At 61.5% G+C, this 24007-nt stretch carries 23 protein-coding genes and 1 riboswitch; of the genes, 9 read left to right on the top strand and 14 right to left on the bottom strand.

Going from position 1 to position 24007, the window contains the following annotated elements:
• Window positions 1–34 precede the first annotated feature (34 nt).
• Window positions 35–934 carry an alpha/beta fold hydrolase gene (locus tag C4J84_RS16720; protein ID WP_124435757.1) on the bottom strand — a complete coding sequence of 300 codons (900 nt, stop codon included), beginning with the start codon at window positions 932–934 and terminating at the stop codon, window positions 35–37.
• A 229-nt stretch (window positions 935–1163) separates the two neighbouring features.
• Complete coding sequence (locus C4J84_RS16715; protein ID WP_124435756.1) at window positions 1164–1559, bottom strand: RidA family protein; 396 nt, start codon at window positions 1557–1559, stop codon at window positions 1164–1166.
• Between the two features lie 140 nt (window positions 1560–1699).
• Between C4J84_RS16715 and C4J84_RS16710 the strand changes: the two genes are divergently transcribed.
• Entirely contained in the window at window positions 1700–2614 is a 915-nt protein-coding gene (locus C4J84_RS16710; RefSeq protein ID WP_124371288.1) for a LysR family transcriptional regulator, read from the top strand.
• An 81-nt stretch (window positions 2615–2695) separates the two neighbouring features.
• On the opposite strand, the gene C4J84_RS16705 is transcribed toward C4J84_RS16710, so the two are convergent.
• Both C4J84_RS16705 and C4J84_RS16700 read right to left on the bottom strand, forming a co-directional pair.
• Window positions 2696–3133 (bottom strand): VOC family protein, encoded by a 438-nt coding sequence (locus C4J84_RS16705; RefSeq protein WP_124371287.1) that lies wholly within the window; start codon window positions 3131–3133, stop codon window positions 2696–2698.
• A 241-nt stretch (window positions 3134–3374) separates the two neighbouring features.
• Window positions 3375–3800, bottom strand: a complete 426-nt coding sequence (locus tag C4J84_RS16700) for a hypothetical protein (RefSeq protein WP_256681358.1) — start codon at window positions 3798–3800, stop codon at window positions 3375–3377.
• 589 nt (window positions 3801–4389) lie between these two features.
• Here C4J84_RS16700 and C4J84_RS16690 point away from each other — a divergent pair.
• Complete coding sequence (locus C4J84_RS16690; RefSeq protein ID WP_124371286.1) at window positions 4390–4776, top strand: hypothetical protein; 387 nt, start codon at window positions 4390–4392, stop codon at window positions 4774–4776.
• A gap of 417 nt (window positions 4777–5193) precedes the next feature.
• Here the strand turns inward: C4J84_RS16690 and C4J84_RS16680 are convergent, their stop codons facing one another.
• Both C4J84_RS16680 and C4J84_RS16675 read right to left on the bottom strand, forming a co-directional pair.
• Window positions 5194–5664 carry a hypothetical protein gene (locus C4J84_RS16680; RefSeq protein ID WP_124371284.1) on the bottom strand — a complete coding sequence of 157 codons (471 nt, stop codon included), beginning with the start codon at window positions 5662–5664 and terminating at the stop codon, window positions 5194–5196.
• A gap of 319 nt (window positions 5665–5983) precedes the next feature.
• Window positions 5984–6217 (bottom strand): DUF6124 family protein, encoded by a 234-nt coding sequence (locus C4J84_RS16675; RefSeq protein ID WP_124371283.1) that lies wholly within the window; start codon window positions 6215–6217, stop codon window positions 5984–5986.
• Between the two features lie 417 nt (window positions 6218–6634).
• Here C4J84_RS16675 and C4J84_RS16670 point away from each other — a divergent pair, with 417 nt between their 5' ends.
• A complete protein-coding gene (locus C4J84_RS16670) occupies window positions 6635–7207 on the top strand; it encodes a nucleotidyltransferase family protein (RefSeq protein ID WP_124371282.1) in 573 nt (190 codons plus the stop codon).
• Here C4J84_RS16670 and chrA read toward each other — a convergent pair.
• A complete protein-coding gene (gene chrA / locus C4J84_RS16665; RefSeq protein ID WP_124371281.1) occupies window positions 7196–8395 on the bottom strand; it encodes a chromate efflux transporter in 1200 nt (399 codons plus the stop codon). The two genes, C4J84_RS16670 and chrA, sit on opposite strands and share 12 nt — an antisense overlap.
• Before the next feature lie 210 nt (window positions 8396–8605).
• On the opposite strand from chrA, the gene C4J84_RS16660 reads away from it, so the two are divergent.
• From C4J84_RS16660 to C4J84_RS16650, 3 genes are all read left to right on the top strand, one after another.
• A complete protein-coding gene (locus tag C4J84_RS16660) occupies window positions 8606–9046 on the top strand; it encodes a TspO/MBR family protein (RefSeq protein WP_124363626.1) in 441 nt (146 codons plus the stop codon).
• Entirely contained in the window at window positions 9046–10011 is a 966-nt protein-coding gene (locus C4J84_RS16655; protein ID WP_124435755.1) for an alpha/beta hydrolase, read from the top strand. Before C4J84_RS16660 ends, C4J84_RS16655 begins: the two co-directional genes overlap by 1 nt.
• 93 nt (window positions 10012–10104) lie before the next feature.
• Window positions 10105–13944 carry a response regulator gene (locus C4J84_RS16650; protein ID WP_256681418.1) on the top strand — a complete coding sequence of 1280 codons (3840 nt, stop codon included), beginning with the start codon at window positions 10105–10107 and terminating at the stop codon, window positions 13942–13944.
• On the opposite strand, the gene C4J84_RS16645 is transcribed toward C4J84_RS16650, so the two are convergent.
• The 4 genes from C4J84_RS16645 to C4J84_RS16630 form a co-directional block, all read right to left on the bottom strand.
• Window positions 13936–14700 (bottom strand): ABC transporter ATP-binding protein, encoded by a 765-nt coding sequence (locus tag C4J84_RS16645; RefSeq protein WP_124435753.1) that lies wholly within the window; start codon window positions 14698–14700, stop codon window positions 13936–13938. The two genes, C4J84_RS16650 and C4J84_RS16645, sit on opposite strands and share 9 nt — an antisense overlap.
• Window positions 14697–15701 (bottom strand): iron ABC transporter permease, encoded by a 1005-nt coding sequence (locus tag C4J84_RS16640; RefSeq protein WP_124435752.1) that lies wholly within the window; start codon window positions 15699–15701, stop codon window positions 14697–14699. Before C4J84_RS16640 ends, C4J84_RS16645 begins: the two co-directional genes overlap by 4 nt.
• Window positions 15698–16708 carry an ABC transporter substrate-binding protein gene (locus C4J84_RS16635; RefSeq protein WP_124435751.1) on the bottom strand — a complete coding sequence of 337 codons (1011 nt, stop codon included), beginning with the start codon at window positions 16706–16708 and terminating at the stop codon, window positions 15698–15700. Before C4J84_RS16635 ends, C4J84_RS16640 begins: the two co-directional genes overlap by 4 nt.
• A 114-nt stretch (window positions 16709–16822) precedes the next feature.
• Window positions 16823–17017: riboswitch (cobalamin riboswitch) on the bottom strand.
• 37 nt (window positions 17018–17054) lie between these two features.
• On the bottom strand, window positions 17055–17981 hold the full coding sequence (locus tag C4J84_RS16630; RefSeq protein WP_124435750.1) for a DNA/RNA non-specific endonuclease: 927 nt from the start codon (window positions 17979–17981) through the stop codon (window positions 17055–17057).
• 135 nt (window positions 17982–18116) lie between these two features.
• Here C4J84_RS16630 and C4J84_RS16625 point away from each other — a divergent pair, with 135 nt between their 5' ends.
• Together C4J84_RS16625 and C4J84_RS16620 are read left to right on the top strand one after the other, a co-directional pair.
• Window positions 18117–19178, top strand: coding sequence for a M4 family metallopeptidase (locus C4J84_RS16625; protein ID WP_124371274.1), 1062 nt, complete (start codon window positions 18117–18119; stop codon window positions 19176–19178).
• Between the two features lie 28 nt (window positions 19179–19206).
• On the top strand, window positions 19207–19509 hold the full coding sequence (locus C4J84_RS16620) for a protealysin inhibitor emfourin (RefSeq protein WP_124371273.1): 303 nt from the start codon (window positions 19207–19209) through the stop codon (window positions 19507–19509).
• 275 nt (window positions 19510–19784) lie between these two features.
• On the opposite strand, the gene C4J84_RS16615 is transcribed toward C4J84_RS16620, so the two are convergent.
• Window positions 19785–21176, bottom strand: a complete 1392-nt coding sequence (locus C4J84_RS16615) for an aldehyde dehydrogenase family protein (protein WP_124371272.1) — start codon at window positions 21174–21176, stop codon at window positions 19785–19787.
• 105 nt (window positions 21177–21281) lie between these two features.
• Here C4J84_RS16615 and C4J84_RS16610 point away from each other — a divergent pair, with 105 nt between their 5' ends.
• A complete protein-coding gene (locus C4J84_RS16610) occupies window positions 21282–22154 on the top strand; it encodes a LysR family transcriptional regulator (protein WP_124371271.1) in 873 nt (290 codons plus the stop codon).
• A gap of 108 nt (window positions 22155–22262) precedes the next feature.
• Here the strand turns inward: C4J84_RS16610 and C4J84_RS16605 are convergent, their stop codons facing one another.
• Complete coding sequence (locus C4J84_RS16605) at window positions 22263–22472, bottom strand: hypothetical protein (protein WP_124371270.1); 210 nt, start codon at window positions 22470–22472, stop codon at window positions 22263–22265.
• Window positions 22473–22573: 101 nt separating this feature from the next.
• Window positions 22574–23770: an amino acid aminotransferase gene (locus tag C4J84_RS16600; RefSeq protein WP_124371269.1), complete on the bottom strand. Its 1197-nt coding sequence runs from the start codon at window positions 23768–23770 to the stop codon at window positions 22574–22576.
• Window positions 23771–24007: the final 237 nt, after the last annotated feature.

Raw genomic sequence — 24007 nt, 5'->3', positions numbered from 1 at the left:
GGGCAATTCATCACTCTAGCAGTTCCGCCGCCGTTCACGGATTCAGGAACTTGCTGACAGCGTCGGCGAACAGTTCTGGCTGATCCAGCATGATGAAGTGAAAACTACCGTCGATACGCCTGAAGCTGATATTTGGGGTCGAGACGTAGGCGTTACGGAACATGGCATCAACGTGGGACGCCTCTATGCCGTAAAGCGGGTCATAGGCATAGACGACCTCGACAGGCATCTTGATGCGTCCAAGCTCAGGGCGCAGGTCAGTGACCATCAGCTCATACATGGCATTGGCCATAGTCTCTCGGTCCGAGTTTATCCCCGCTGCGACCAAGGCTGGCCTGACCGCTTCAGTTTTGGCGAGACGGGCGATGGAGGCATGCTGCAGGGCTTGCGCCTGTTCAGGGGTTGCGGTCAACATTGCGTCGCGCATCGCAGCCGCCTGCGGGGTCGCCGTTTCACGGGTCGCGAAGGGATCGAACAGCAATGTATAAAAAGGCATCGCATCGACAATCATCAGGCGTCCCACTTGATCGGGATGACGAGCACCCAGCATCAGTGCCACCTCACCACCCAACGAATGACCGATGATGATCGGCGCTTCGAGGCGCTGGCTGCGTATGTATTCAGCGATTGCCTCGACCGTCGGCGCGACTACTTTCCCTTCTGGTTCGGACACGGCAGGCGAGCCGGCAAAGCCAGCTACCTGTACAAGGTGGAGCCGATGGCTCTGTCGTAGTCTGGAGGCCAAATCAGCCCATACGTCGCGAGACGAGGCAAATCCTGGAATCAGGATGATATCTGTCCCCGAGCCTTGTACCCGCACCGAGATAACACCCTGGTTGACAGTTTCCAGCGGCAGGGGCGCAGGCTGGGCTGGCGATGCAGACAACAGCGCCAACGTGGTGCCGATCCCGGCAAGAATCATTTCTGCACGCATGGCGTTCTCCTTTTCGCGCAATGCGAGATGACTTTTACAATTTCACGGGCGCCGATTACACCGACGAACAGGCAGGTTAACGGATTCATCGCCATTCCTTTGACCGAAAAAATATTTCCACTATACGGCGCGCACAGGCACTAGAAAACTAGCGCCGCCTGCAATCCTTAGCATCCTCCCAGAAAAACAAGATGGCCCCTTTGACAGTCGGAGGACGGCTGAGCCGAGTTTATTGGGGTAATTTGGCAATCACCTTGATCTCGAAGTCGAACCCGGACAACCAGGTCACGCCAATAGCGGTCGCCGTCGGGTAGGGAGCTTCGCCCCAGTACTCGGCCACCACTTCCCAGATCGTTTCGAATGTCGAGGCAGGGTCGACCATGAAGATGGTCGTGTCGACCACATCCGCGAAACTACTGCCGGCCTCGGTCAGGATCGCGTTGAGGTTGGCGAAGGCCAGGCGAACCTGTGTCGCGAGGTCCGGCTCGGCCGAGCCATCCTTGCGGCTGCCGACCTGACCGGATACGAACAGAAAACCGTTGGAGCGAATCGCCGGTGAGTAGCGGTGGAGCTCGTACAATGCATGGCGGTCAGGCGGGAAAACCACATCACGTTTGCTGGTCATTGCATCTCTCCTTCGGGGCCGACATGGCCCGCTGTTTACGATGGAGCCAGTGTAAAAAGACGGGCGACCTGAATAAACGCGCAACGCTGGTCATGACTGTTTGTAGAATCCAAACTATCCAGACCCCAGTGAGGCGTGAAATGGACCGTTTCGATGCAATGCAGGCCTTTGCCCGAGTGGTGGAAACCGGCAGCTTCACCAAGGCGGCAGCCACCCTGCACATGAGCAAGACCACCGTGACGCAGCTCGTCCAGCAACTGGAAGCGAGGCTGCGTGTGCGCTTGCTCAACCGCACCACACGCAAGGTCAACGTCACCGCCGATGGCGCGGTCTACTACGAGCGCGTCATCCGGCTACTGGTCGATATGGACGACGCCGAGACCAGCCTGTCCAGCGCGTCGATGACACCGCGCGGGCGGCTGCGGGTGGATGTGCCCAGCCCGTTTGCGCGAATGCTGCTGATACCGGCCTTGCCGGGGTTCTTTGCACGCTACCCGGAAATCCAACTGACCCTGGGCGTGAGCGATCGGATTGTCGACATCATTGGCGAAAACGTCGACTGCGTGGTGCGCGGCGGCGAAATCATCGATCAGTCGCTGATGGCAAGGCATGTGGGCGATCTGCACATCGGCATTTATGCCGCGCCCGGCTATCTGCAACGCTTCGGTACGCCAGCCCACCCCCGTGAGCTGGAGGAGGGCAGGCACAGTACCGTTGGCTTCCTCTGGTTTCGCACAGGCAAATCCTTGCCCTACGCGATGCAGCGTGGTGAGGAACGCATCGAGATCCAGGGGCGCCCGCAACTGACGGTCGACGACGGCAATGCGTACCTCGCCGCCGGCCTGGCGGGCCTGGGCATGCTTTGGCTACCGCAGTACATGGCCAAACCGCACCTGGCCAGCGGCGAGTTGCTGCCGCTGTTCGAGGACTGGCACATGGCGCCGATGCCGATGTACCTGGCATTCCCGCCGAATCGGCATGTCAGCGCCAAGGTGCGGGTGTTTATCGACTGGGTGATAGAGTTGATGGCCGAGCATGCGCCGGTGGTTAGGTGAAATAGGTGTAAAGCCGTTTCAGGGCTAGATGCTCTAAACGTCTGTAATTGGCCGATCGCTGATGGTCGGCGTGGTTCAGATTCAAACGCAGATTGAGCAAGCCGGTCTCTCACCCAGCCGCTCTACCAACCTGATGAGATAACCGTCGGGATCCTGGACGATGAATTCGCGCTGGCCTACTTCTACATTGTCAGCCCGATACCAGGTGTCCTTGCATTCTCGAAAGAGTGGAAATCCAGCCTGATCAAGTTTTCGCAAGATGGGGGCAACGGCATCAACATCAATCTGTAGGTTGATTCCTCTTCCAAACGGCTTGGTCAACGGCGCAGTCAGCCATTGGCCTGCCTGCGAATCAACCTGCTCAAGCATTACTTGAGCACCATTCAAATCAAGGTAGGCGAATCCATCTTCCGGGCGCTGATAGGCTACTGTGAACCCAAGGCAAGAAACCCAGAAAGCGAGGCTGCTTTCGAGGTTGGTGACCATAATTTCCGGAACCAGTTTGTTGCGTTCGAACATGAGATGACTTCCATTTCAAAGACTTATATGCGGGCGGCATGTTCTGCACCGCGAAGGAATCAAAGTGAGCGTGATGATGTACGGTCGGATGGGAATTATCGAGATGCGTTAAGTGGCTGCTTCTGGCCGAAAGCAGCCTCTCGCGACATACAATGACCGGCATACAACGTAAAACCGGGATCAGACCACAGGTCAAATATAACCCCCGCTTTTACGATGGTAGCCTGGCCCCGTTTTTACGCTACAGCGTCGGTAACCGGTCCAACGCACAAGTACGTTCTATTTTCGGCTCACCGGCGGTGGGCAAGCGTACGCCCGAATCGACATTGAATATGTCGATGTAACACCGGCTCAGCGAGCCCGGGACGTCGACAATCCCTCCCTTGATCACATAGCGTGCGCCCGGCGCAAATTCGCTGACAAACGCTACGCTGCACGAGCGATTGGCATTGGCCACGCCGCGCATTTCCAAGTGCAGCGGTTTGCCGGCTTCAATCGGAAAAAAACCCTCCGGCGTCGAGACATTCTTATAAACGGAAACCAGCTGCTTCCCCATTCCCGACTCAGTCGCCACGGTTCTGCCGTATTTGCAGCCGATGGCAGGCGCCTGGACCAGAGTCACGCCGTTTCGATAATTTTCCATAGAGACCAGTTCGCTGCGGATCATCGCCTGGGGCGCCCCCGCAGGCACAAGGTATTTCGGCGCTGGGGCGCAGCCTGCAAGCAGCAGAACTGAACACAGGTAAAGAGGCTTCATAATTTCCTTATTAATGGCGGAAGACGCGGCGTTAACAGGCCTGACCAATCAGAATGAGTCAAGCAATAAGTGAGAAGAACGAGCGTTTGACCAGGCTTGAAATAAAGGTGAATCGTCCCTGGTTTACTAGATAGGCGCAATGGCCGCATTTGGCCGATTCTGTTGAAAAAGTCGGCTTCGGTTTCCATGGCAGAAAAGTACGCGTCTGAGATTGAAATCTGTGTTTTGCGCAGAAGGTTCAGGGCTCAGATTTGACGTAGCAGCGTGCAAAAAAGGCGTTTTCACCGCTCAATGCATGGGTACTCAGGCCGGGTCGACTTTTTCAACACAATCGGCCGAATGTTGCCTGTCGTGAGGGGCATGAAACGACCCAAAGCGGACATTGCCTGTAGCTGAAGTTGACCGACCATGAATCCGTATTGCAGCATGGAATTGAAGTGTGACACCGCTGTGCGGCCACTCTGTAAGCGCTACCTTCGCACCTAACAGGAAGAAGCTCATGATCATGGTGTTATCGAAGGTCGAACTCAAGGAACTGTCGGTGAAAGCGGAAGCAGAGGGTTTAATGCTGAGTGATCTAGTCCCCATTTGCGAAAGGTTCGGCGTTGCACCGCATGATGTGCTGAACGAACTGTCCGTCGCGGTTGCGGAAGGCTATCTACAAGGATCTCTACCCTATGATTTTTGCGACGGCGTTATGAACGGGATCATAAATGCTGTGGTTGAAGTAGGGATGACTAACGATATGCCTCTGCCCGCTTTCTCGCTCTACCAGGCATTCGATCAAGGTGAATGGTTCCGCAGTAACGACCCACCGGAAACTGACTCCAGTGAGAAATACACGAAGCATGTGGTCGAGGAAATAATGCGTACCCTTAGAGACTAGCTTTCACAGATCGAGAGGTTTTCGCTTTTCGGCTGGAAGGTGGTGGATCGAACGCCGCTTTTGGCCGATCTCTGCCTGTCGCGAGTGCCGTAATCGGCCAGGACGGAACGTATCGGAAGTGTATTATGACAAGCAGCAAAAAGCCGCAATACTGCACGATCTGCGGATGCCTACTCGACAATCCGGATGATCCGCTATCAGGCAATACCGGTGGCGATTGCTGGGGATGCACAGGCGCTATAGAGGCGGAAATGGGATGCGCAGAGTCACTCGCCTACGTACGCAAAGAATACGAGGCAGGACTTCGGCCTGGATGGATCGATCCATTCAAGACCTGATCCGGAAGCTGCACTACGACCACTTTGGGTTGACCGCAGCCCTTCAAGGCCGGCAGCTTTCCTCTCCTGACTATTGGATTCATAAAACCACGTCATTTACAAGTTTGCACCAGCCATCCTTTGCCTCCTGCTCCGAGGTGAAGACCTGTACCTTTGGCTGCCAGAACTGCCCCTCAATGACGATGCATTCCAGGGTAGAGTCCTGAAACGTAAAGACGTAATGGATAGCATTTTCCATGAACCGCTGTTTATCGTGTCGAGGGTGAATGGCGTTTCTCTGCTCAAGCTCTGCTAGCCAAGGCGAATTATCTATCCGATGAATTTGGTAATGCTTAAGGCCAAGTCCAATAAGCGGATGGCCGCCCAAAGTCTCGTCGTTAGGCGAGCCGAACTGGATTTTCTTTACTAGCGGAAAATGAACTACAGCTACTTCTTCTCCAGCGGTGCAATACCGTAAACATAGCTGCGTATCCGTGGCGAACACCACGGGTTCGGGAGACGTGCTTGGCTGTGGCCAGGAGTCGAGCAGCACTACGGTCGCTAATGACATGGGGGAGCCTAATGCACACATGGGAGTTCAACAGAGTGCGAGAGCCACTCGTTGTCGTCAAACCTTTCTGATCACGACAGACCGCTTCTGGCCGAAAGCCGCCACCCACTCATTCGATCCAATAGTAGCTGTTTGATTAGGCCCCTCTGTCTTTAGGATCTACCAACGGCTTGCTTACTAAACGCCTGCCGCTTGCAGCGGGTCACCTCATTTTGTATTGCATACGCCCCCACCAGGCTCATCAAAAAGCAAATCGCCAAACCGTTGCATACGGCCTGCAACGACTCAGCGATGGATTGGGCTTGTGAGTCAAATGCTGTCAATCACCCGTACACGGCGCCTCACGGTCAAGCAGTCTGCCGGCGAGCAGTACGCCCAGTTCACTCAATTGGTGGATCGCCAGCGCGACGTCGCGGTGTTTGCCGTGGAGGTCTTCGGACAGGTCGAGCAGCAGGGTGCTGACGCTGGTGAAGGTTTCGTAGCTGTTGGTGATGAGGGTTTCGTTGCTGGCGTGGGGGGTGACGCTAAAGAGCGCGGTTGAATCGGTAACCATTGTTAAGTTCCTTGCTTGAGCCACGACCTCATCGCTACTAAACAATAAGGCGGTAGCTGTACGCAGGTTAGTAGACCGGTGAAACCTAACAAAACCGGCGCGCCCGAGGGCGCCCTACGCACAGCCACCATCAAGCACAGACGGGAAGTCTGATGGAGAGAGCGTGTGCACTTGTTAGGTTAAACCGTGGGCTACTAAACCCGATCGCCGAGAAATTCAGCGACCGAGCCACCTTAAATACGGCCACCCCAGCGCACAAGCCGGCGGATTCTGACGCAAGCGTAGGCAATGGAGCAAGTTGCGGCAGGGTAGCGGACGCTGTCCCCCTTCGAGCCAACAAAAATTCAGCGCCTCATCAAATCCTTCACTGCGCTGTTGTAGAGTCTCTGCACACCGAATTGACCACCCAGGGACCCCATGACATTGACCGTCGACACCTTGCTCAAACTGGCCATGGCCAACCCCGTCAACGCTGAAATCACCGCGCGCTTGCCGTCGCTCGGGGTGGAGCAGTGCATGCTCACGGCGGGCTGTCTGTTCCAGGCGGTGTGGAATCATCAGGCGAGTCGGCCGGTTGATGCGGGGGTGAAGGACTATGACGTTTTCTACTTCGACCAGGATGTGTCCTACGAGGCTGAGGATGCGGTGATCCGCAGGGCCGAGTCGTTGTTCCGGGACTTGGGGGTTAATGTGGAGGTGAAGAACCAGGCGCGGGTTCATCTCTGGTATGGGCAGCGCTTTGGCCGGCCGTATCCTCAGTTGCACTCGGCCAGGCAAGGGGTGGACCGTTATCTGGTGGCGGGTACGTGCATTGCCTTGGATATTGCCACGGGTGAGGTGTATGCGCCGTATGGCTTGGCGGATGTGGAACAGGGCGTGCTGCGCATCAACCCGCTGCATGCAGAGCCCGAGCTGTTTTTGCGCAAGGCCAGGAGTTATCAGGAACGCTGGCCTTGGCTCAGGATTGTGCCACCGGGGTCAGCCGAATAAACCGCCGAGCACGCTGCACCCGATCACTACCAGCCACGGCGGCAACTTCATCAGCATCAGTGCCGCCAAGGCGAGCACTGCCAGGGCCAGGTCGTAAACGCTGAAAATCGCGCTGGTCCACACCGGCCGGTACAACGCCGCCAGTAACAAACCCACCACCGCCGCGTTCACACCGGCCAGCGCGGCCTGGGTGCGCGGGCTGTGGCGCAGGCTGGCCCAGAAGGGCAGCGCACCGAAGATCAGCAAAAATGACGGCGCGAAGATCGCCAGCAGGCCGATCAGGCCGCCCAGCCAGCCGGTAGGGGCGTGGATCATCGAGGCGCCGAGAAAGGCCGCGAAGGTGAACAGCGGGCCGGGCACGGCTTGGGCGGCGCCGTAGCCGGCGAGGAAAATGTCGTTGCTCACCCATTGGCTGGGCACTACCTGGGCTTGCAGCAACGGCAGCACCACGTGGCCGCCTCCAAACACCAGTGAGCCGGTGCGGTAGAAGGCGTCCACCAGCGCCAGCGTGGGGTCGCTCGCCCAGTCGGCCAGCAGCGGCAAGCCCACCAGCAACAGCAGGAACAGCGCCAGCCACAGCGTTGCGGCACGGCGGCTGATGGCGATGGGCAATGCGTCGGGCTCGGCACGGGGCGAGGGCTTGAACAGCAGCAGGCCGACCACCCCAGCCACGACGATCACTGCCACCGGGCTCAAGGCAGACGATTGCAGCAGTACCCAACCGGCGGCGCTCAGCATCAATATTATCCGCACCCAGCCCCGACACAGGGTGCGCGCCATGCCCCACACGGCTTGGGCCACCACCGCCACGGCGACAACCTTGAGGCCATGCAGCGCGCCGGCGGGCAGGGCGCTGCCATAGTGAGACAGGCCCAGGGCAAACAGAATCAGCGCGATGGCCGACGGCAAGGTGAACCCGGCCCAGGCCGCCGCGGCACCCGCGTAACCTGCGCGTGACAGGCCCAACGCGATGCCGACCTGACTGCTGGCCGGGCCGGGCAGGAACTGGCACAGGGCGACCAGTTCGGCGTAGCTGTGTTCACTGAGCCAGCGCCTGCGGGTGACGAATTCCTCGCGGAAATAACCCAGGTGCGCAATCGGCCCGCCGAAGGAGGTCAGGCCCAGGCGCAGGAAGATCAGGAACACTGACCCAAGGCTGCTGCGGTGATCGGCAGGGGTAGCGGGCAAGGTGAGGCTCCCTCGTGGCGTGTGCAGAACCCGGCAAATCGATGTGGGCTGGTGGGGCACTTTATCGATTTTTCATGACGCGCAGAAGAGACGGCCTGCCTGTCATTTTTGCCGTGCACATTGAATTTATCGGCGCCGATTTGAGTCATTTAAGCTGAGTCACTTAAAGCATAGCCTTGCCTTCCAACCCTTTAACCTCAAGGACCGACCATGACCTTCTTCATCTTCCTGCTCGCCTGCGCCGCCGCCGCCAGTACCGGTGTGATTTTCAAACCCGGCGCCTGGTACGAATCCCTGGTCAAGCCCAGCTTCACCCCGCCCAACTGGTTGTTCCCGGTGGCGTGGACGATTATCTACCTGCTGCTGGCCTGGGCCGGTTACCGCTTGAGCCTGATCCCGGGCAGCGAGATGGTGTTGGCGCTGTGGGCGGCGCAGATTGCGTTGAATACGCTGTGGACGCCGGTGTTCTTCGGCGCGCATCGCTTGCTCGCCGGGATGGTGATCATTGTGCTGCTGTGGCTGACCGTGGCGGCGATGGTGGTGCTGGCAGTGCGTCTGGACCTGATTACCGGTCTGATCCTGTTTCCGTACCTGGCCTGGCTGTGCGTAGCGGCGGCGTTGAACTTCTCGATCCTGCGGAATAACCGTTGATGGCTTACCAACACTGGCCCGCCAGCGAGACCGAACTGGCCCAGATGCGCCGCTTCAATCGCACGCTTGCGTGGCTGCCGCGCTTCAAGATCCGCAACCGCGTCACGCCGCGTGTGATCCAGGCGCTGCTGCGCACCCGGCAGAGGTTCCAGAAACCGCCTGTGGTGGAAATCCGGCTCATCGGCGCCGTGCCGGTGCGTATCCTGCGGCCCGCCGGTGCACCCAAGGGCGTGGTGCTGGATATCCACGGCGGCGGCTGGGTGATCGGCAATGCGCAAATGAATGACGACCTCAACCTCGGCATGGTGCGCGCGTGCGACGTGGCGGTGGTGTCGGTGGACTATCGGTTGGCGGTCAACACGCCGGTGGAAGGATTGCTGGAAGACTGCCTGGCCGCTGCGCGCTGGCTGTTGGCGGAATGTGCGGAGTTTGCCGGCCTGCCGGTTTTTTTTGTCGGCGAATCGGCCGGCGGGCACCTGGCGGCGGCGACGTTGCTGGCGTTGAAGCAATGGCCGCTGTTGCTCCAACGTGTCCATGGCGCGGTGTTGTACTACGGGGTGTATGACTTGACCGGCACGCCGAGTGTGCGCAACGCCGGGCCGCAAACGCTGTTGCTCGATGGGCCGGGAATGGTCACGGCGCTGCGCTTGCTCACGCCGGGGATCAGCGACGACGAGCGTCGACAGCCGCCCTTGTCACCCTTGTACGGTGACTTCGCCGGCATGCCGCCGGCGTTGATGTTCGTCGGCGAACTGGACCCGCTCAAGGACGACACGCTGTTGATCGCCGAGCGCTGGAGTCAGGTGGAGGCGCATCTGTTGCCGGAGTCGGCCCATGGGTTCATTCATTTTCCCGTGGCGATGGCAGACAGGGTGTTGGTGTACAGCCGTAGCTGGATAACGGCGCGTCTGCACACCCCGCAACTCTCGACGCCCTGCAACGCCGTCGACCCTGGCCCTGAATGAGTTCAATGGGAGGTTTTCATTCGGCGGCGGTCACAGTGACAGATACATGCCTTTGCAATCGCCTAAATCTGTTGGTGGTCCAAACCCGTGATTATGCATTCCTTCTTGTCGGGCGGTGGCGAACAGGCCTCCCTGATCCAGTCCAAAGATTGGTCGGCAACCCCGCTGGGGCCGATCGAATCCTGGCCCCAGAGCCTGCGCACCACCGTCAGCCTGTGCCTGGCGTCCAATTTCCCGATCAATATCATCTGGGGCCCGGAGAACACCCAGATCTACAACGACGGCTACAAGGTAGTGTGCGGCGAGTCGCATCCGCGCGCCTTGGGCGAGGGTTACCACGTGACCTGGGCCAGTGCGTGGCCGGCCATCGGCGGGCCCTTCACCGAGGCGCTGGAGGGGCAAACCAGTTTTCTGGAAAACCAGCGCATGTTCCTCACCCGCAATGGTTACCTGGAAGAGACTTTCTTCACCTTTTCCATTTCGCCTATTCGTGATGAAACCGGCGGCATCGGCGGGCTGTTTCACCCGGTGACGGAAACCACGGTGACCATCCTCGCCGAGCGGCGCACCCGTGCGTTGCGCGATCTGACCGGGCAGTTGGCGGTTGCCGATGACTTGCCCAAACTGATCGCGTTGACGGTGCGGACGCTGGCGGAGTTCAACTTCGATATTCCGTTCCTGCTGTTTTATGAGTGGGACGCCCAAGGCAAGGGTTACCGCCTGGCACAACACAGCGGTATCGCCGCCAACACCGCCGCGTCACCGGCCTGGATCGATGCGGTCGACGCCACGCCCTGGCCGTTAGGCGCCGCGTGCGAGCAAAAGCGCACGCTGCAGGTGGACAAGATCGAGGCGCTGTTTGCCGGCGTGGCCTGCGGGCCCTACCCGGAGCCGCCCCAGACCGCCTTTGTATTGCCGCTGGTGGTGCCGGACGACGCACAGACCCCGTTGATTCTGGTGGCCGGCGCGTCACCCCGTTTGCCGATGAACGATATTTACCGAGGGCTCTACGAACTGCTGGGCGCAGCGCTCTCGGCGGCACTGGCCACCGTGCGTGCGCGCGAGTATGAGCGCCAGCGTGCCGACGCCCTTGCGGCTATCGACCAGGCCAAGACCACCTTTTTCACCAATATCAGCCATGAATTTCGCACGCCCCTGACCTTGATGCTCGGGCCGCTGGAAGAGTCGTTGGCCCTGGGCGATACGCTGCCCGAGGATGAGCGTGAGCGGGTCACGCTGGCTTATCGCAACGGCCAGCGCCTGCTCAAACTGGTCAACTCGCTGCTGGAGTTTTCCCGCATCGAGGCCGGCCGCGCCCAGGCGACCTATGCGCCAGTGGACTTGCCGGCACTCACCGCTGACCTGGCCTCCAACTTCCGATCGGCCTGCGAGCGCGCCGGCCTGGCGTTGCTCATCGACACCACGCCCTTGCCCGAGGCGGCTTACGTCGACCGCGACATGTGGGAAAAGGTGGTGCTGAACCTGATCTCCAACGCCTTCAAATTCACCCTGGCCGGGCACATCCGCGTCAGCGTTGCGCCCAGCGCCGATGGCAGCGCTGCGCAGGTGTGCGTGAGTGACACCGGCACCGGCATCGCGGCCCATGAACTGCCGCGTTTGTTCGAGCGCTTCCACCAGATCGAAAACCCTGCGGGGCGCTCGTTTGAAGGCTCGGGTATCGGCCTGGCGCTGGTGGATGAACTGGTCAGGCTGCAAGGCGGCACGCTGGAAGTGAGCAGTGAGCTAGGGGTAGGCACGACGTTCAGCATCCGGCTGCCGCTGGGCAATCGGCATGTCCCCAAGCCGCTGCACACCGAGGCATTGCAGTACGGTTCGACCACCAATGTGAGTGCCTACGTGGAGGAGGCGCTTGGCTGGTTGCCGGATGCGTCAGCGCTGGTTGACGTGGCCCAGACACACCCTGAGCCCGAGGCCGAGTCCTTCCAGGGCCACGTGCTGCTGGCGGACGATAACGCCGATATGCGCGCTTACGTCGCGCGCTTGCTGTACGCCGCCGGCCTGGACGTGGAGACCGTGACAGATGGGCAGGCCGCGCTGCAGGCGGCCCGCGAAAACCCGCCGCAACTGATCCTTACCGACGTGATGATGCCGGTCCTCGACGGCTTTGGCCTGTTGCGCGCCGTGCGTGAAGACCCGCGCTTGCAGACGACGCCGGTGATTCTGCTGTCGGCCCGTGCGGGTGAAGAAGCCCGCGCCGAGGGCCTGGCCGCCGGCGCCGATGACTACCTGATCAAACCGTTTTCGGCGCGCGAGCTGGTCTCCCGCGTCACCTCCCATCTGGAGCGCGCCCGCAACCGCCGCGTGGCGACATTGCGCGAAAGCGAAGCGCGGCTGCGCCTGGCGATCGACGCCGGGCAGATCGGTGAGTGGGAACTGGATATCGGCACCGACAGCTCGGTGCGCGCCGAGCGGCATGACCAGATTTTCGGTTACCACGAGCGGGTGCCGCACTGGGGCATGCGGACTTTCCTGGAACATGTGCTGCCCGCAGACCGCGACGCGGTCGAGGCGGCGTTCACGCGCGCGGTGGCCCAGGGCAGCAGTTGGGATTTCCAGTGCCGCATCCGCCGCGTAGATGACCAGCAGGTGCGCTGGATCCTGGTGCGCAGCATGCCGCAACTCGACGCCCACGGGCGCACCCTGAAAATGTTCGGCCTGGTGCAGGACATCACCGACCAGAAACGGGTCGAGCTGGGCATGCAGGCCCTCAATGAAACCCTCGAACAGCGCATCACCGAGGCCATGGAAGAGCGCAGCAAGGCCGAAGAACAACTGCGCCAGGCGCAAAAACTCGAAGCCCTGGGCCAACTCACCGGCGGCGTGGCCCACGACTTCAATAACCTGTTGACGGTGATTCGCTCTTCGCTCGACCTGCTGGAGCGTCCGGAACTGCCCGAAGCGCGGCGCAGCCGTTACCTGGCGGCGATTTCCGACACGGTCAACCGAGCGGCGCGTCTCACCGGGCAGTTACTCGCGTTCGCCCGTCGCCAGGCATTGAAGCCGCAGGCGTTCGACGTCAGCCACAGCGTGACCTCGCTGGTGGAAATGATCGAATCGCTGTGTGGTGCCCATATCCGCGTCATCACTGAGCTTGCGCCCTACGATTGTTTCGTCTATGCCGACTCCAGCCAGTTCGATTCGGCGCTGGTCAACGTGGTGGTCAATGCCCGTGATGCGATGAAGGGCGTGGGTACCCTGACCGTCGCGGTAGCCTCCGTCGACACTCTCCCGGCCCTGCGCGGCCAGCCTGCGGTGCCGGGGGCGTTTGTGGCGATCGCGGTGAGCGACACCGGCAGCGGCATACGCCCTGAGCATCTGGAGCGCATATTCGAGCCGTTTTTCACCACCAAGAACGTCGGGCAGGGCACCGGGCTTGGCCTTAGCCAGGTGTTCGGCTTTGCCAAACAGTCAGGCGGCGAAGTGCGGGTCAGCACCGAATTCGGTCGAGGTTCGACGTTTACGTTGTACCTGCCCAAAGTCATTGCGCGGCCGCGGGAACCCGAGGTGGAGCTCGAGGCGGCGCCGATGACCGAGGGCCGTGGCACCCATGTCCTGGTGGTGGAAGACAACGTCGAAGTGGGTACCTTTGCCACCCAGGCGCTGGAGGAACTGGGCTTTCAGGCGACCTGGGCGATGAATGCCGAGCAGGCCCTCAAATTGTTGTCCGATGAGGCCGACGCGTTCGACGTGGTGTTTTCCGATGTGATGATGCCCGGCATGAACGGGCTTGAGCTGGCCAAGGAAATCCAACGGCTGTGGCCCGCCTTGCCCATCGTGCTCACCAGTGGCTACAGCCATGTGCTGGCGCAACAAGGCACCCACGGTTTCGACCTGCTGCACAAGCCGTATTCCATTCATCAACTGTTGCTGATCCTGCGCAGGGCCTGTTCGACACCTGCGGGCTCAGGCTGAGCGCAGGCGCAGAATCTGTGCGCCGTCGAACGGGTCGGTCAGGTAATGCGCCTGCACGCCGAAGGTGGCCTGCAACCGTTGGGGAGTCAGTACCTCCAGCGGTTTACCCAGCGCCACCAGCCGGCCACGGTCGAGCACGGCCAGGCGATCACAGGTCAGCGCCTGGTTGAGGTCGTGCAGGGCAATCAAGGTGGTGACGGGAAGCGCCTGCACGCCTTTGAGAATCGTCAGTTGGTGCTGGATGTCCAAGTGGTTGGTCGGCTCGTCCAGCAGCAGAATCTGCGGGCGCTGCGCCAGTGCGCGGGCGATATGCACGCGTTGGCGTTCGCCGCCGGAGAGGCTGCGCCAGGCGCGATGGCTCAGGTGTGTGGCGTCCACGTCGTGCAAGGCCTGGCGCACGATGGCGGCATCCTCGCCCGACCACGGGCTCAGCGCCGACAGCCACGGCGTGCGGCCCAGGGCGACCGCATCGAACACGCGAATGGCGTCGTCGGTATCGGCCTGTTGTTCCACCACGGCCAGGTGCTGCGCGATGGCGCGGCGCGACAAATCGCCTAAACGCTTGTCGCCCAGGCGTACCTCACCGCTGGCCGGCGTACGCAACCCCGCGAGCAACTTGAGCAAGGTCGATTTGCCCGACCCGTTCGGCCCGACGATACCCAGGGTTTCACCCGCCGCAACCTCAAGGTGGACGTCGCACAGCAACTCGGCCTCGCGAACCTTGAAGCCGAGCCCACTGCAGCTCAACACACTCATCGCGCATTCCTCCGACCGATCAGGATCAGCGCAAACACCGGCGCGCCGACCAGTGCGGTGACCACCCCCACCGGAATCACCTGGCCTTTGATCAGGGTGCGCGACAGCACATCGGCGGCGATCAGGAACAACGCGCCGCCCAGGGCGCTGGCGGGCAGCAGGCGCGAGTGCCCGGTGCCCAGCATCAAGCGCATGGCATGGGGGATCACCAGCCCGACAAAACCGATGGAGCCGACAATCGACACCATCACCGCCGTCACCACCGCCGCGCAGCCCACCAGCGCGAATTGCACGCGCCGCACCGGGATGCCGAGGGCGGCCGCCGAATCTGTGCCGAAGGTAAACGCATCCAGGGCGCGACGGTGCCACAGGCACACCAGCAGCCCCACGACCGCCACCGGCACCGCCAGCCACACCGACGGCCAACGCACGCCGCTGAGGTTGCCGAGCAGCCAGAACATGATGCCCCGCGCCTGTTCGGAGCTGGCGGATTTGGTGATCAGGAACGCGGTGAGCGCATTGAACAGCTGGGAGCCTGCGATGCCGGCGAGGATGATCTGCCCGGTGCCGCTGGACGAGCCGCTGGCCCGCGCCAGCAGAATCACCAGGGCGAATGCGGCCATGGCGCCGACGAATGCGCCGGCCGACAGCGAAATCAAACCGCCGCCCACCCCGATCAACGCGATCAGCACCGCACCGGTCGAGGCGCCGGCGCTGATGCCCAACAGATACGGATCGGCCAGCGGGTTGCGCAGCAACGATTGCAGGATCACCCCGCACGTTGCCAGGCCCGCACCGCAGGCGCCGGCCACCAGGGCACGGGTCAGGCGGTAGTTCCACACCACGCCTTCATCGATGGGGTCGAGTGCGTAGCCGGCCGCCCAGAGTTTGTTGGCGAGCACCTGGAGCACCACCTGCGGCGAGATGGCGGTTTCGCCGATGGCCACGCCGGCGAGCAGGGCGATCAGCAGCAGCGTGAGGGCGAGCAGGGTCCGTATCATTGCGCCAGGTCGTAGCCGTCGATGGCCGCAGCCAGTTGGTCAAGGCCGTCGAATGTGCGCAGGCTGGCCTGCAGCGCCAGGGCGTCGAGGATGATGATGCGGTTGTGTTTCACCGCGTCCATGTTGCGGGTCACGGGGTCGCTGCGTAGGAAGGCCAGCTTCTTTTCATGGTCGTCGGCGGGGTAGCGGCGCCGGTCCATGCGCGCGATCACCAGGAACGTGGGGTTGGCCTTGGCGAGGGTTTCCCAGCCGACGGCGGGCCATTCTTCATCGGACTGCACCACGTTGCGCAGGCCGAGGGTGTGCAGCATGAATTCGGGCACCCCTTTGTGGCCGGCCACGTAGGGGTCGCTGGCCATTTCGGCGCTGGAGAACCACACCAGCGCGCTGGCTTGCTGCAGGCCTTTGCGCTGCGCGGTGGCGATGGACGTGGCCAGGCGCGCCTTGAGTTCATCGGTCAGTTGTTGGCCACGCGCCTGCACGTCGAAGATCTCGGCCAGTTGGCTGAGGCTCTTGTAGATCGTCTCGATGCGAAACGGCTGCAGTCGCGTGCCGTCGGCGCCCACCCGGTTGTCTTTGCCTTCGCAGTCGGAGGGCAGCAAGTAGGTCGGAATGTTCAGCTCCTGAAACTGCTCGCGGGTGCCGACCACGCCTTGGGGCCCGACCACCCATTCCAGCTCGGCGGCCACCAGTTGCGGACGCTTGGCGATCACTGCTTCGAAGCTCGGTTCGTTATTGGCCAGGCGCTCGATGCGCGCGTCCTGCGCCTGGTACTGCGCCAATACGGTGTTGAACCACAGCGAGGTGCCGACCACTTTATCGGCCACGCCCAACGCATACAGCATCTCGGTGGCGGCCTGGCCGATGGTCACGCTACGCGCGGGCGCCTGCTGGAACGTGACGGGGCTGCCGCAGTTTTCCAGGGTCAGCGGGTAGTGGGTAGGCGCGGCGTGGGCCAGGGCGCAGCAACCCAGGCCGATGATCAGGGCCGTAACGCGTGGCAGCATGGGGCAATCTCCGTTTGAACCGTCGGTGAAGCAGGGCAGGTACGGTACGGAAATACACCCACGAGCGCTGCCGGCCGGGCAGGGCAAGGATGGCCTTCCCGGACACCCCGCCGGTTAGTGAGTCACTGGGCCGGCAGGTCTCCTGACTGATGCGTCGTCGCCCGGCTCCGGCCTTCCCGGACAACGTCCAGTGGCAGTGGGGAGCAGGCTCGGCACCTACAGTTGCGGGGGCAGTTTCGATTGACGTCGCGGGCGGCGTTTCGAATTCCCTATTAGTCCCGTGGGGGAACCGGCGGCGCTATGGTAGTTGATTCGGCCCACGAGAGGGAGGTGGAAGTGACACCGGTTACAGGCGAATGTCCCCAGGCCCCCGGATCAGCGCTTCGATCCGCGTTCCCGTGGCGCGCTCTTCATTGCTGAAACCGTCGTAGTCGGCCAGGTTGCCGAAGCGGATGCCGGTCAACTGCTCGATCTGGATCACACTGCGCTGGTAGGTTCTGAGCGGGCCGAATACCAGGTCCAGTTGGCCCAGCTCGCGGCTCTGGTCGATCATATAGGCGCTGGCGGAAGGTTTGCCGTCGTCACTAAGGTAGGCCACTACTTTCCAGAACGCCTTGGGGATTTTCACGCCCCGGTACAGGCGGTCGTCGTCGGCGAACACCGGGCCGGTAAATACGCTGGCGCGGGCTTTCCAGCGCTGGGTGTTGTCGAGAATGTAGTCCTCCAGTTCCAGCCAGGTCTTCTGGTTGAAGCCGCTCATCTGCGGCGAGCAGTTGGTGAAATGGAAGGTGTCGCCGTTGGCGGTGTTTGCGTCGGCGCCCCAGTTGGGGTCCTGGCGCCGCACCAGGTGGCCACGGTCAAGGCCGTTGCCGGCGTAGAGGTCTTCGCCCACTTGGGCGTCGATGGGCAGGCGGCCGTCGTAGGCCCAGGTGTCGTTGCTGCGCACGATATCGACGTGCTTGGCGCCGTCGATGTTGACACCGACATACAGCGCCAGCCGTCGGGAACGCGACATGCTGATGGAAAAGTGCATGTAGTCCAGGCGGGGCTGGGCGTCGCTTGCCTGGGTCGGGTCCAGCGTGGGCCAGGGCACCGCGAAGCTGCCGAGAAAATCCTCGGCGTAGCCGCGCCGGTCTTGCAAGTCCTTGGCTGCGCTGACGCGTGGCGCGGCGGCCCTGGCTTCCAGCAGGGAGGGTGTGGGCGTGACCAAGGGGCGAAGGTCGGCAAGCCTTGGGCGGTAGGCCAGGTCGATTTTGACGTTACGTGCGGGCATGGAAGGCTTCCTGATGAGGATCGGATAAACACGACTGCAACATGATTTCATGACAATTTGGCCCAGGCGGCAGACTCCGGTCTATCCTGAAGTCGTTAACCGGACGTTCACCACACGCCAAAAAGGAGCCAGCTTATGTGTGTTCGCCAATCGCGCAACCCGATTTTCTGCCTGATCCCGCCGTACATGCTCGACCAGATTGCACGCCACGGCGATAAAGCCCAACGCGAGGTGGCGCTGCGTACGCGCGCCAAGGACAGCACGTTCCGCTCGTTGCGCATGGTCGCCGTACCCGCCAGAGGCCCCGCCCGCATGGCGCTGGTGGCGGGTGCCGAGAAACAGCGCTCGATCTACAGCGCCGACAACACCGACAGCCTGCCGGGCAAGCTGATCCGCAGCGAAGGGCAACCCGCCAGCGGTGATGCGGCGGTGGACGAGGCCTATGACGGCCTGGGCGCGACCTTCGACTTTTTCGACCAGGTCTTCGACCGCAATTCCATCGACGATGCCGGCATGGCGCTGGATGCCACGGTGCACTTCGGCCAGGACTACAACAATGCGTTCTGGAACTCGACCCAGATGGTCTTTGGCGATGGCGACCAGCAGCTGTTCAACCGCTTCACCGTGGCACTCGATGTGATCGGCCATGAGTTGGCCCACGGGGTCACCGAGGATGAAGCCAAACTGATGTACTTCAACCAGTCCGGTGCGTTGAACGAGTCGCTGTCCGACGTGTTCGGCTCATTGATCAAGCAGTACGCGCTGCAGCAGAAGGCCGAAGACGCCGACTGGCTGATCGGCAAGGGGCTGTTCACCAAAAAAATCAAAGGCACTGCCCTGCGCTCGATGAAGGCGCCCGGCACCGCGTTTGATGACAAGTTGCTGGGCAAGGACCCGCAGCCGGGGCACATGGATGATTTTGTGCACACCTACGACGACAACGGCGGCGTGCATATCAATTCCGGCATCCCCAACCATGCGTTCTATCAGGTTGCCACCCGCATCGGCGGCTTCGCCTGGGAACGCGCCGGGCGCATCTGGTACGACGCTTTGCGCGATGCGCGGTTGCGGCCGAACTCAGGGTTTCTGCGTTTTGCACGTATCACTTACGATGTCGCCGGGCGTCTCTACGGCGCGAGCAAGGATGAGCAGAAGGCCGTCAAGGAAGGTTGGAAAGCAGTGGGCATTAACGTCTGACAATCCGCCAGGGCGGAGAGGAACAGCCATGCGCATCTCGATCAAGGAAAACGGCGGCCCGGCGTTTTTTCCGGGCCTGGCCCAGCCGCGCAGTGTCGAGCTGGACAAGTTACCCGAGCAGGACCAGCGGGAGTTGCGGCAACTGATCGAGAAATCGGAGTTTTTCCAGTTGCCGCAAAGCACCCAACCCTCCTCCGACAACCCGGGGCAGGTGCATTACACGCTCACCGTAAGTGAAGGTGAGCGTGAACACACGGTGTGCGTATTGGCGCCGGTGAAGTCGCAGGCGCTGGACGGGTTGGTGCAGTGCGTGCGACGGCATATTCGCTGATTGCTTAAAGTCTGATACGGCCCTTCAGGGCTGCCTGGATCCAATGTGGGAGGGGGCTTGCCCTAATGCCAGTCAGTTAAGAAGTAGCAGGAGCGAGAACTAACTTGTGGCGAGGGAGCTTGCTCCCGCTGGGGCGCGAAGCGGCCCCAAACAATGGGACTGCTGCGCAGTCCAGCGGGAGCAAGCTCCCTCGCCACAGGTTCGGTGTCGCCTTAACTGACTGGCATTAGGGCTTGCCCCCTCCCACATTTGATGTGTGTTGAAGCCAGGGCTGTTTATTTACGGTCGAACCACACCGTCTGCGCATTACAGAATTCGCGCACGCCAAAGTGCGACAGTTCGCGCCCGAACCCGCTTTTCTTCACGCCACCAAAGGCCACCCGAGGGTCGGAGACGCTGAACGCGTTGACGAAGATCCCACCGGTTTCCAGTTGGTTGGCGATGTCCCGTGCCTTCGCCGAGTCGCGGGTGAAGATACTCGCGGTCAGGCCGAATTCGCTGTCGTTGGCCAGTGCCACTGCATGGTCGGCGTCGCGTGCGGTGATGATCGACGCGACGGGGCCGAACAGTTCCTGTTTGAACGAGGTCATCTGGTCGGTGACGTCAGCCAGTACGGTGGGCTCGTAATAGTTGCCGGCGCCGGCCACTTTGTTGCCGCCGAGCAACAGGGTCGCGCCTTCTTTCACGGTGGCCTGGACCTGGCCGTGCAGTTCATCGCGCAGATCGAAGCGCGCCATGGGGCCGATGTAGGTGGCAGCCGAGGTCGGGTCGCCCATCACCAGGTTGCGGCTGGCTTCGAGGAACTTGGCGGTAAAGGCGTCGACCACGCCGTCTTCGATGATCAGGCGCTTGGCGGCGGCGCAGACTTGGCCGCTGTTCTGGAATCGGCCGATCAGCGCGGCCTGTACGGCTGCGTCGAGGTCGGCGTCGTTGAGCACGATAAACGGGTCGGAGCCGCCCAGTTCCAGCACGCATTTCTTCAATGCCGCACCGGCCTGGGAGCCGATGGCGATACCGGCGCGCACGCTGCCGGTGAGGGTCACGGCGGCAATGCGTGGGTCGGCGATGGCGCTGGAGACACCCTCGGTCGTGACGTTGATGACCTCGAACAGGCCTTCAGCGAAGCCGGCCTTTTGGAACGCCTGCTGGATCAGGTAGGCGCTGCCCATCACGTTCGGCGCATGCTTGAGCACGTAGGTGTTGCCGGCCAGCATGGTCGGGATGGCGCCGCGCAGCACTTGCCACACCGGGAAGTTCCACGGCATCACGGCAAGGATCGGGCCCAGCGGGCGGTATTCGATGTGGGCGGTGCCGTTGTCGACCAGGGTTGGCTCCGGTGCGAGCATGGCGGGGCCGTGCTGCGCATACCACTCGCTGAGCTGGGCGCACTTCTCGATTTCGGCGCGGGCCTGGGCGATGGGTTTGCCCATTTCCAGGGTGATCATCTGCGCCATGGCTTCGGCCTGCTCACGCAGGGCGCTGGCCAGGGCCAGCAGCAATTCGGCGCGCTGGCCGACGGGTTGGCGGCGCCAGGTGTGGAAGGCCGCAGTGGAACGGTTGAGGGCGGCATCCAGCTGCGATTGGCTTTCGTACGCGTAGCTGGCAACGGTTTCACCGCTGGCCGGGTTGATCGACAAGGCGTGGGTCTGGTGAGAAATAGCGTTCATGGCACCGTCCTGCTGGGATGATTGGAATGGAGCCCAGCGTACGGGGCTGTATCTTTTCTGGAAACTGAATAATATTAAGCAATACGTTCACGATTGGAGAATGAATTGGATCTGGTGCAGTTGGAAATCTTCAAGGCCGTTGCCGAGCAAGGCAGCATCAGCGCCGCCGCGCAGTTGATCCATCGGGTACCGTCAAACCTGACCACCCGCATCAAGCAACTGGAGCAGGATCTGGGCGTGGAGTTGTTCATCCGCGAGAAGAGCCGCCTGCGCCTGTCACCGGCCGGGTGGAATTTCCTCGGCTATGCGCGGCGTATTCTCGATCTGGTACAAGAAGCCCGCGCAACGGTGGCGGGGGAGGAACCCCAAGGCGCGTTTGCCCTTGGCTCGCTGGAAAGCACGGCGGCGGTGCGTATTCCCGCGTTGCTGGCGGCGTATAACCAGAAACACACCAAGGTCGAGCTGGACCTGAGCACGGGACCTTCGGGCACGATGATCGAAGGCGTGCTGTCCGGGCGGCTGACGGCGGCCTTTGTCGATGGCCCGGTATTGCACTCCACCCTGGAGGGCGTCGCGGTGTTCGAGGAAGAAATGGTGGTGATCGCACCGCTGCACCATGCGCCCATTACGCGGGGGCGGGAGGTGAATGGCGAGAATATCTACACCTTCCGCTCGAACTGCTCCTACCGGCATCACTTCGAGCGTTGGTTCTCACAGGATGGCGCGATGCCGGGCAAAATCTTCGAAATCGAGTCTTACCACGGCATGCTGGCATGCGTCAGTGCCGGGGCAGGGCTGGCGTTGATGCCGCGCAGCATGCTGGAAAGCATGCCGGGGTTTGCGGCGGTGAGCGTGTGGCCGCTGGCCGACAGCTACCGCGTGCTGAACACCTGGCTGATCTGGCGCAGGGGTACGGTGTCGCAAAGTTTGAACAGCTTCGTAAAACTCTTGGAGGAACGCAATCTGGTGGCGCCATAGATCCAATGTGGGAGGGGGCTTGCCCCCGATAGCGGTGTATCAGTCAATTGAAATATTGACTGGACTGCCGCCATCGGGAGCAAGCCCCCTCCCACAGTTTGATCTTCATCAGCCGCCGAACTGGAAGGTGCCCATGGCCAGCTTGGCCATGATCGCCGTGGCGCCCAATTGCACCAGCCACAACGCCAAGCCACCGAGGAACACACCCAGCGCCACTTGCAGCACCAGGCTTTTCTGGCGCTTGGCTTGGGGCACGCGTGGGGTGAAGTGGTCCAGTTCGTCGCGGTCGGCGCGCAGGTCCAGGTCGTCGTTTCTCATAGGGCTCTCGCAGCAAAAGGGCAGTTGGTGTCCAGTCTAGTGGGTTCGCCAGCAAAAAGGGGGAAGCCATTGGCTTCCCCCTTCGTATAACGCTGGCAGATTTACAGCACCTGAACGATCGCGCTGGTCACAGCACCAATGTTGGACTGGTTCAACGCCGCCACACAGATACGCCCGGTATCCAGGGCATAGATGCCGAACTCGCTGCGCAAGCGGGTGACTTGCTCAACGCTCAGGCCGGAGTAGGAAAACATCCCGCGTTGGCGGCCAACGAAGCTGAAGTCGTGGCCGGGAGCCGCCTTGGCCAGTTCGGCCACCATCTGCTCGCGCATGCCGCGGATGCGCAGGCGCATTTCGGCAAGTTCGGCTTCCCACTGGGCGCGCAGTTCAGGGTTGTTCAGTACCGCTGCAACGATCGCCGCGCCGTGGGTTGGCGGGTTGGAATAGTTGGTACGGATCACACGCTTGACCTGAGACAGGATGCGCGCGCTTTCTTCCTTGGATTCGCTGACGATGGACAAGGCGCCCACGCGTTCGCCGTACAGGGAAAACGACTTGGAGAAAGAGCTGGACACAAAGAAGGTCAGGCCCGATTCGGCGAACAGGCGCACGGCGGCGGCGTCTTCGTGGATGCCGTCGCCAAAGCCCTGGTAGGCCATGTCGAGGAACGGCACCAGGTTGCGGGCCTTGATCACGTCCAGCACGTTCTGCCAGTCGGCCGGGCTCAGGTCGACGCCGGTGGGGTTGTGGCAGCAGGCATGCAGCACCACGATGGACTGCGGCGGCAGAGCGTTGAGGTCGTCGAGCAGGCCGGCACGGTTGACGTCGTGGGTGGCGGCGTCGTAATAGCGGTAGTTCTGCACCGGGAAACCGGCGGTTTCGAACAACGCGCGGTGGTTTTCCCAGCTCGGGTCGCTGATGGCGACGACGGCGTCGGGCAGCAGCTGCTTGAGGAAGTCAGCGCCGATTTTCAGCGCGCCGGTACCGCCGACGGCTTGCACGGTGACCACGCGGCCAGCGTTGAGCAGCGGCGACTCGGCACCGAACAGCAGGGTTTGCACGGCCTTGTCGTAGGCGGCAATTCCGTCGATCGGCAAGTAGCCACGGGCAGCGTGTTGCGCCACACGAATGGCTTCCGCTTCGGCAACGGCACGCAAGAGTGGAATCTTCCCCTCCTCGTCGCAGTAAACGCCCACGCCAAGGTTGACCTTGGTGGTTCGTGTATCAGCGTTGAATGCTTCGTTGAGGCCCAGGATTGGATCGCGTGGTGCCATTTCGACAGCGGAGAACAGGCTCATTTTTGCGGCAGCTCTATGGGGGAAGGGAGGGACGTGTCGCGCTCCAGCCGGATGCACTAGAGCGGTGCACAAACGGGGAGCTAGTATAGAGGCCATCACTGCTGAGGGCGACAGCCGAAATGGCTTTTCGGCCAAGTTTTTCGGTTTATTTGCCGACCGTTAGTCTTATTGCAATATTGATCCCGGACGAAGGTAGGGCGATTGCCTTGAAACCCGTCACATTCGTCACCACTACTA

The sequence above is a fragment of the Pseudomonas sp. R11-23-07 genome (assembly GCF_003852295.1).
In the GTDB taxonomy this organism is placed as follows: domain Bacteria; phylum Pseudomonadota; class Gammaproteobacteria; order Pseudomonadales; family Pseudomonadaceae; genus Aquipseudomonas.
This window is presented reverse-complemented; position numbering and strand designations above follow the sequence as displayed.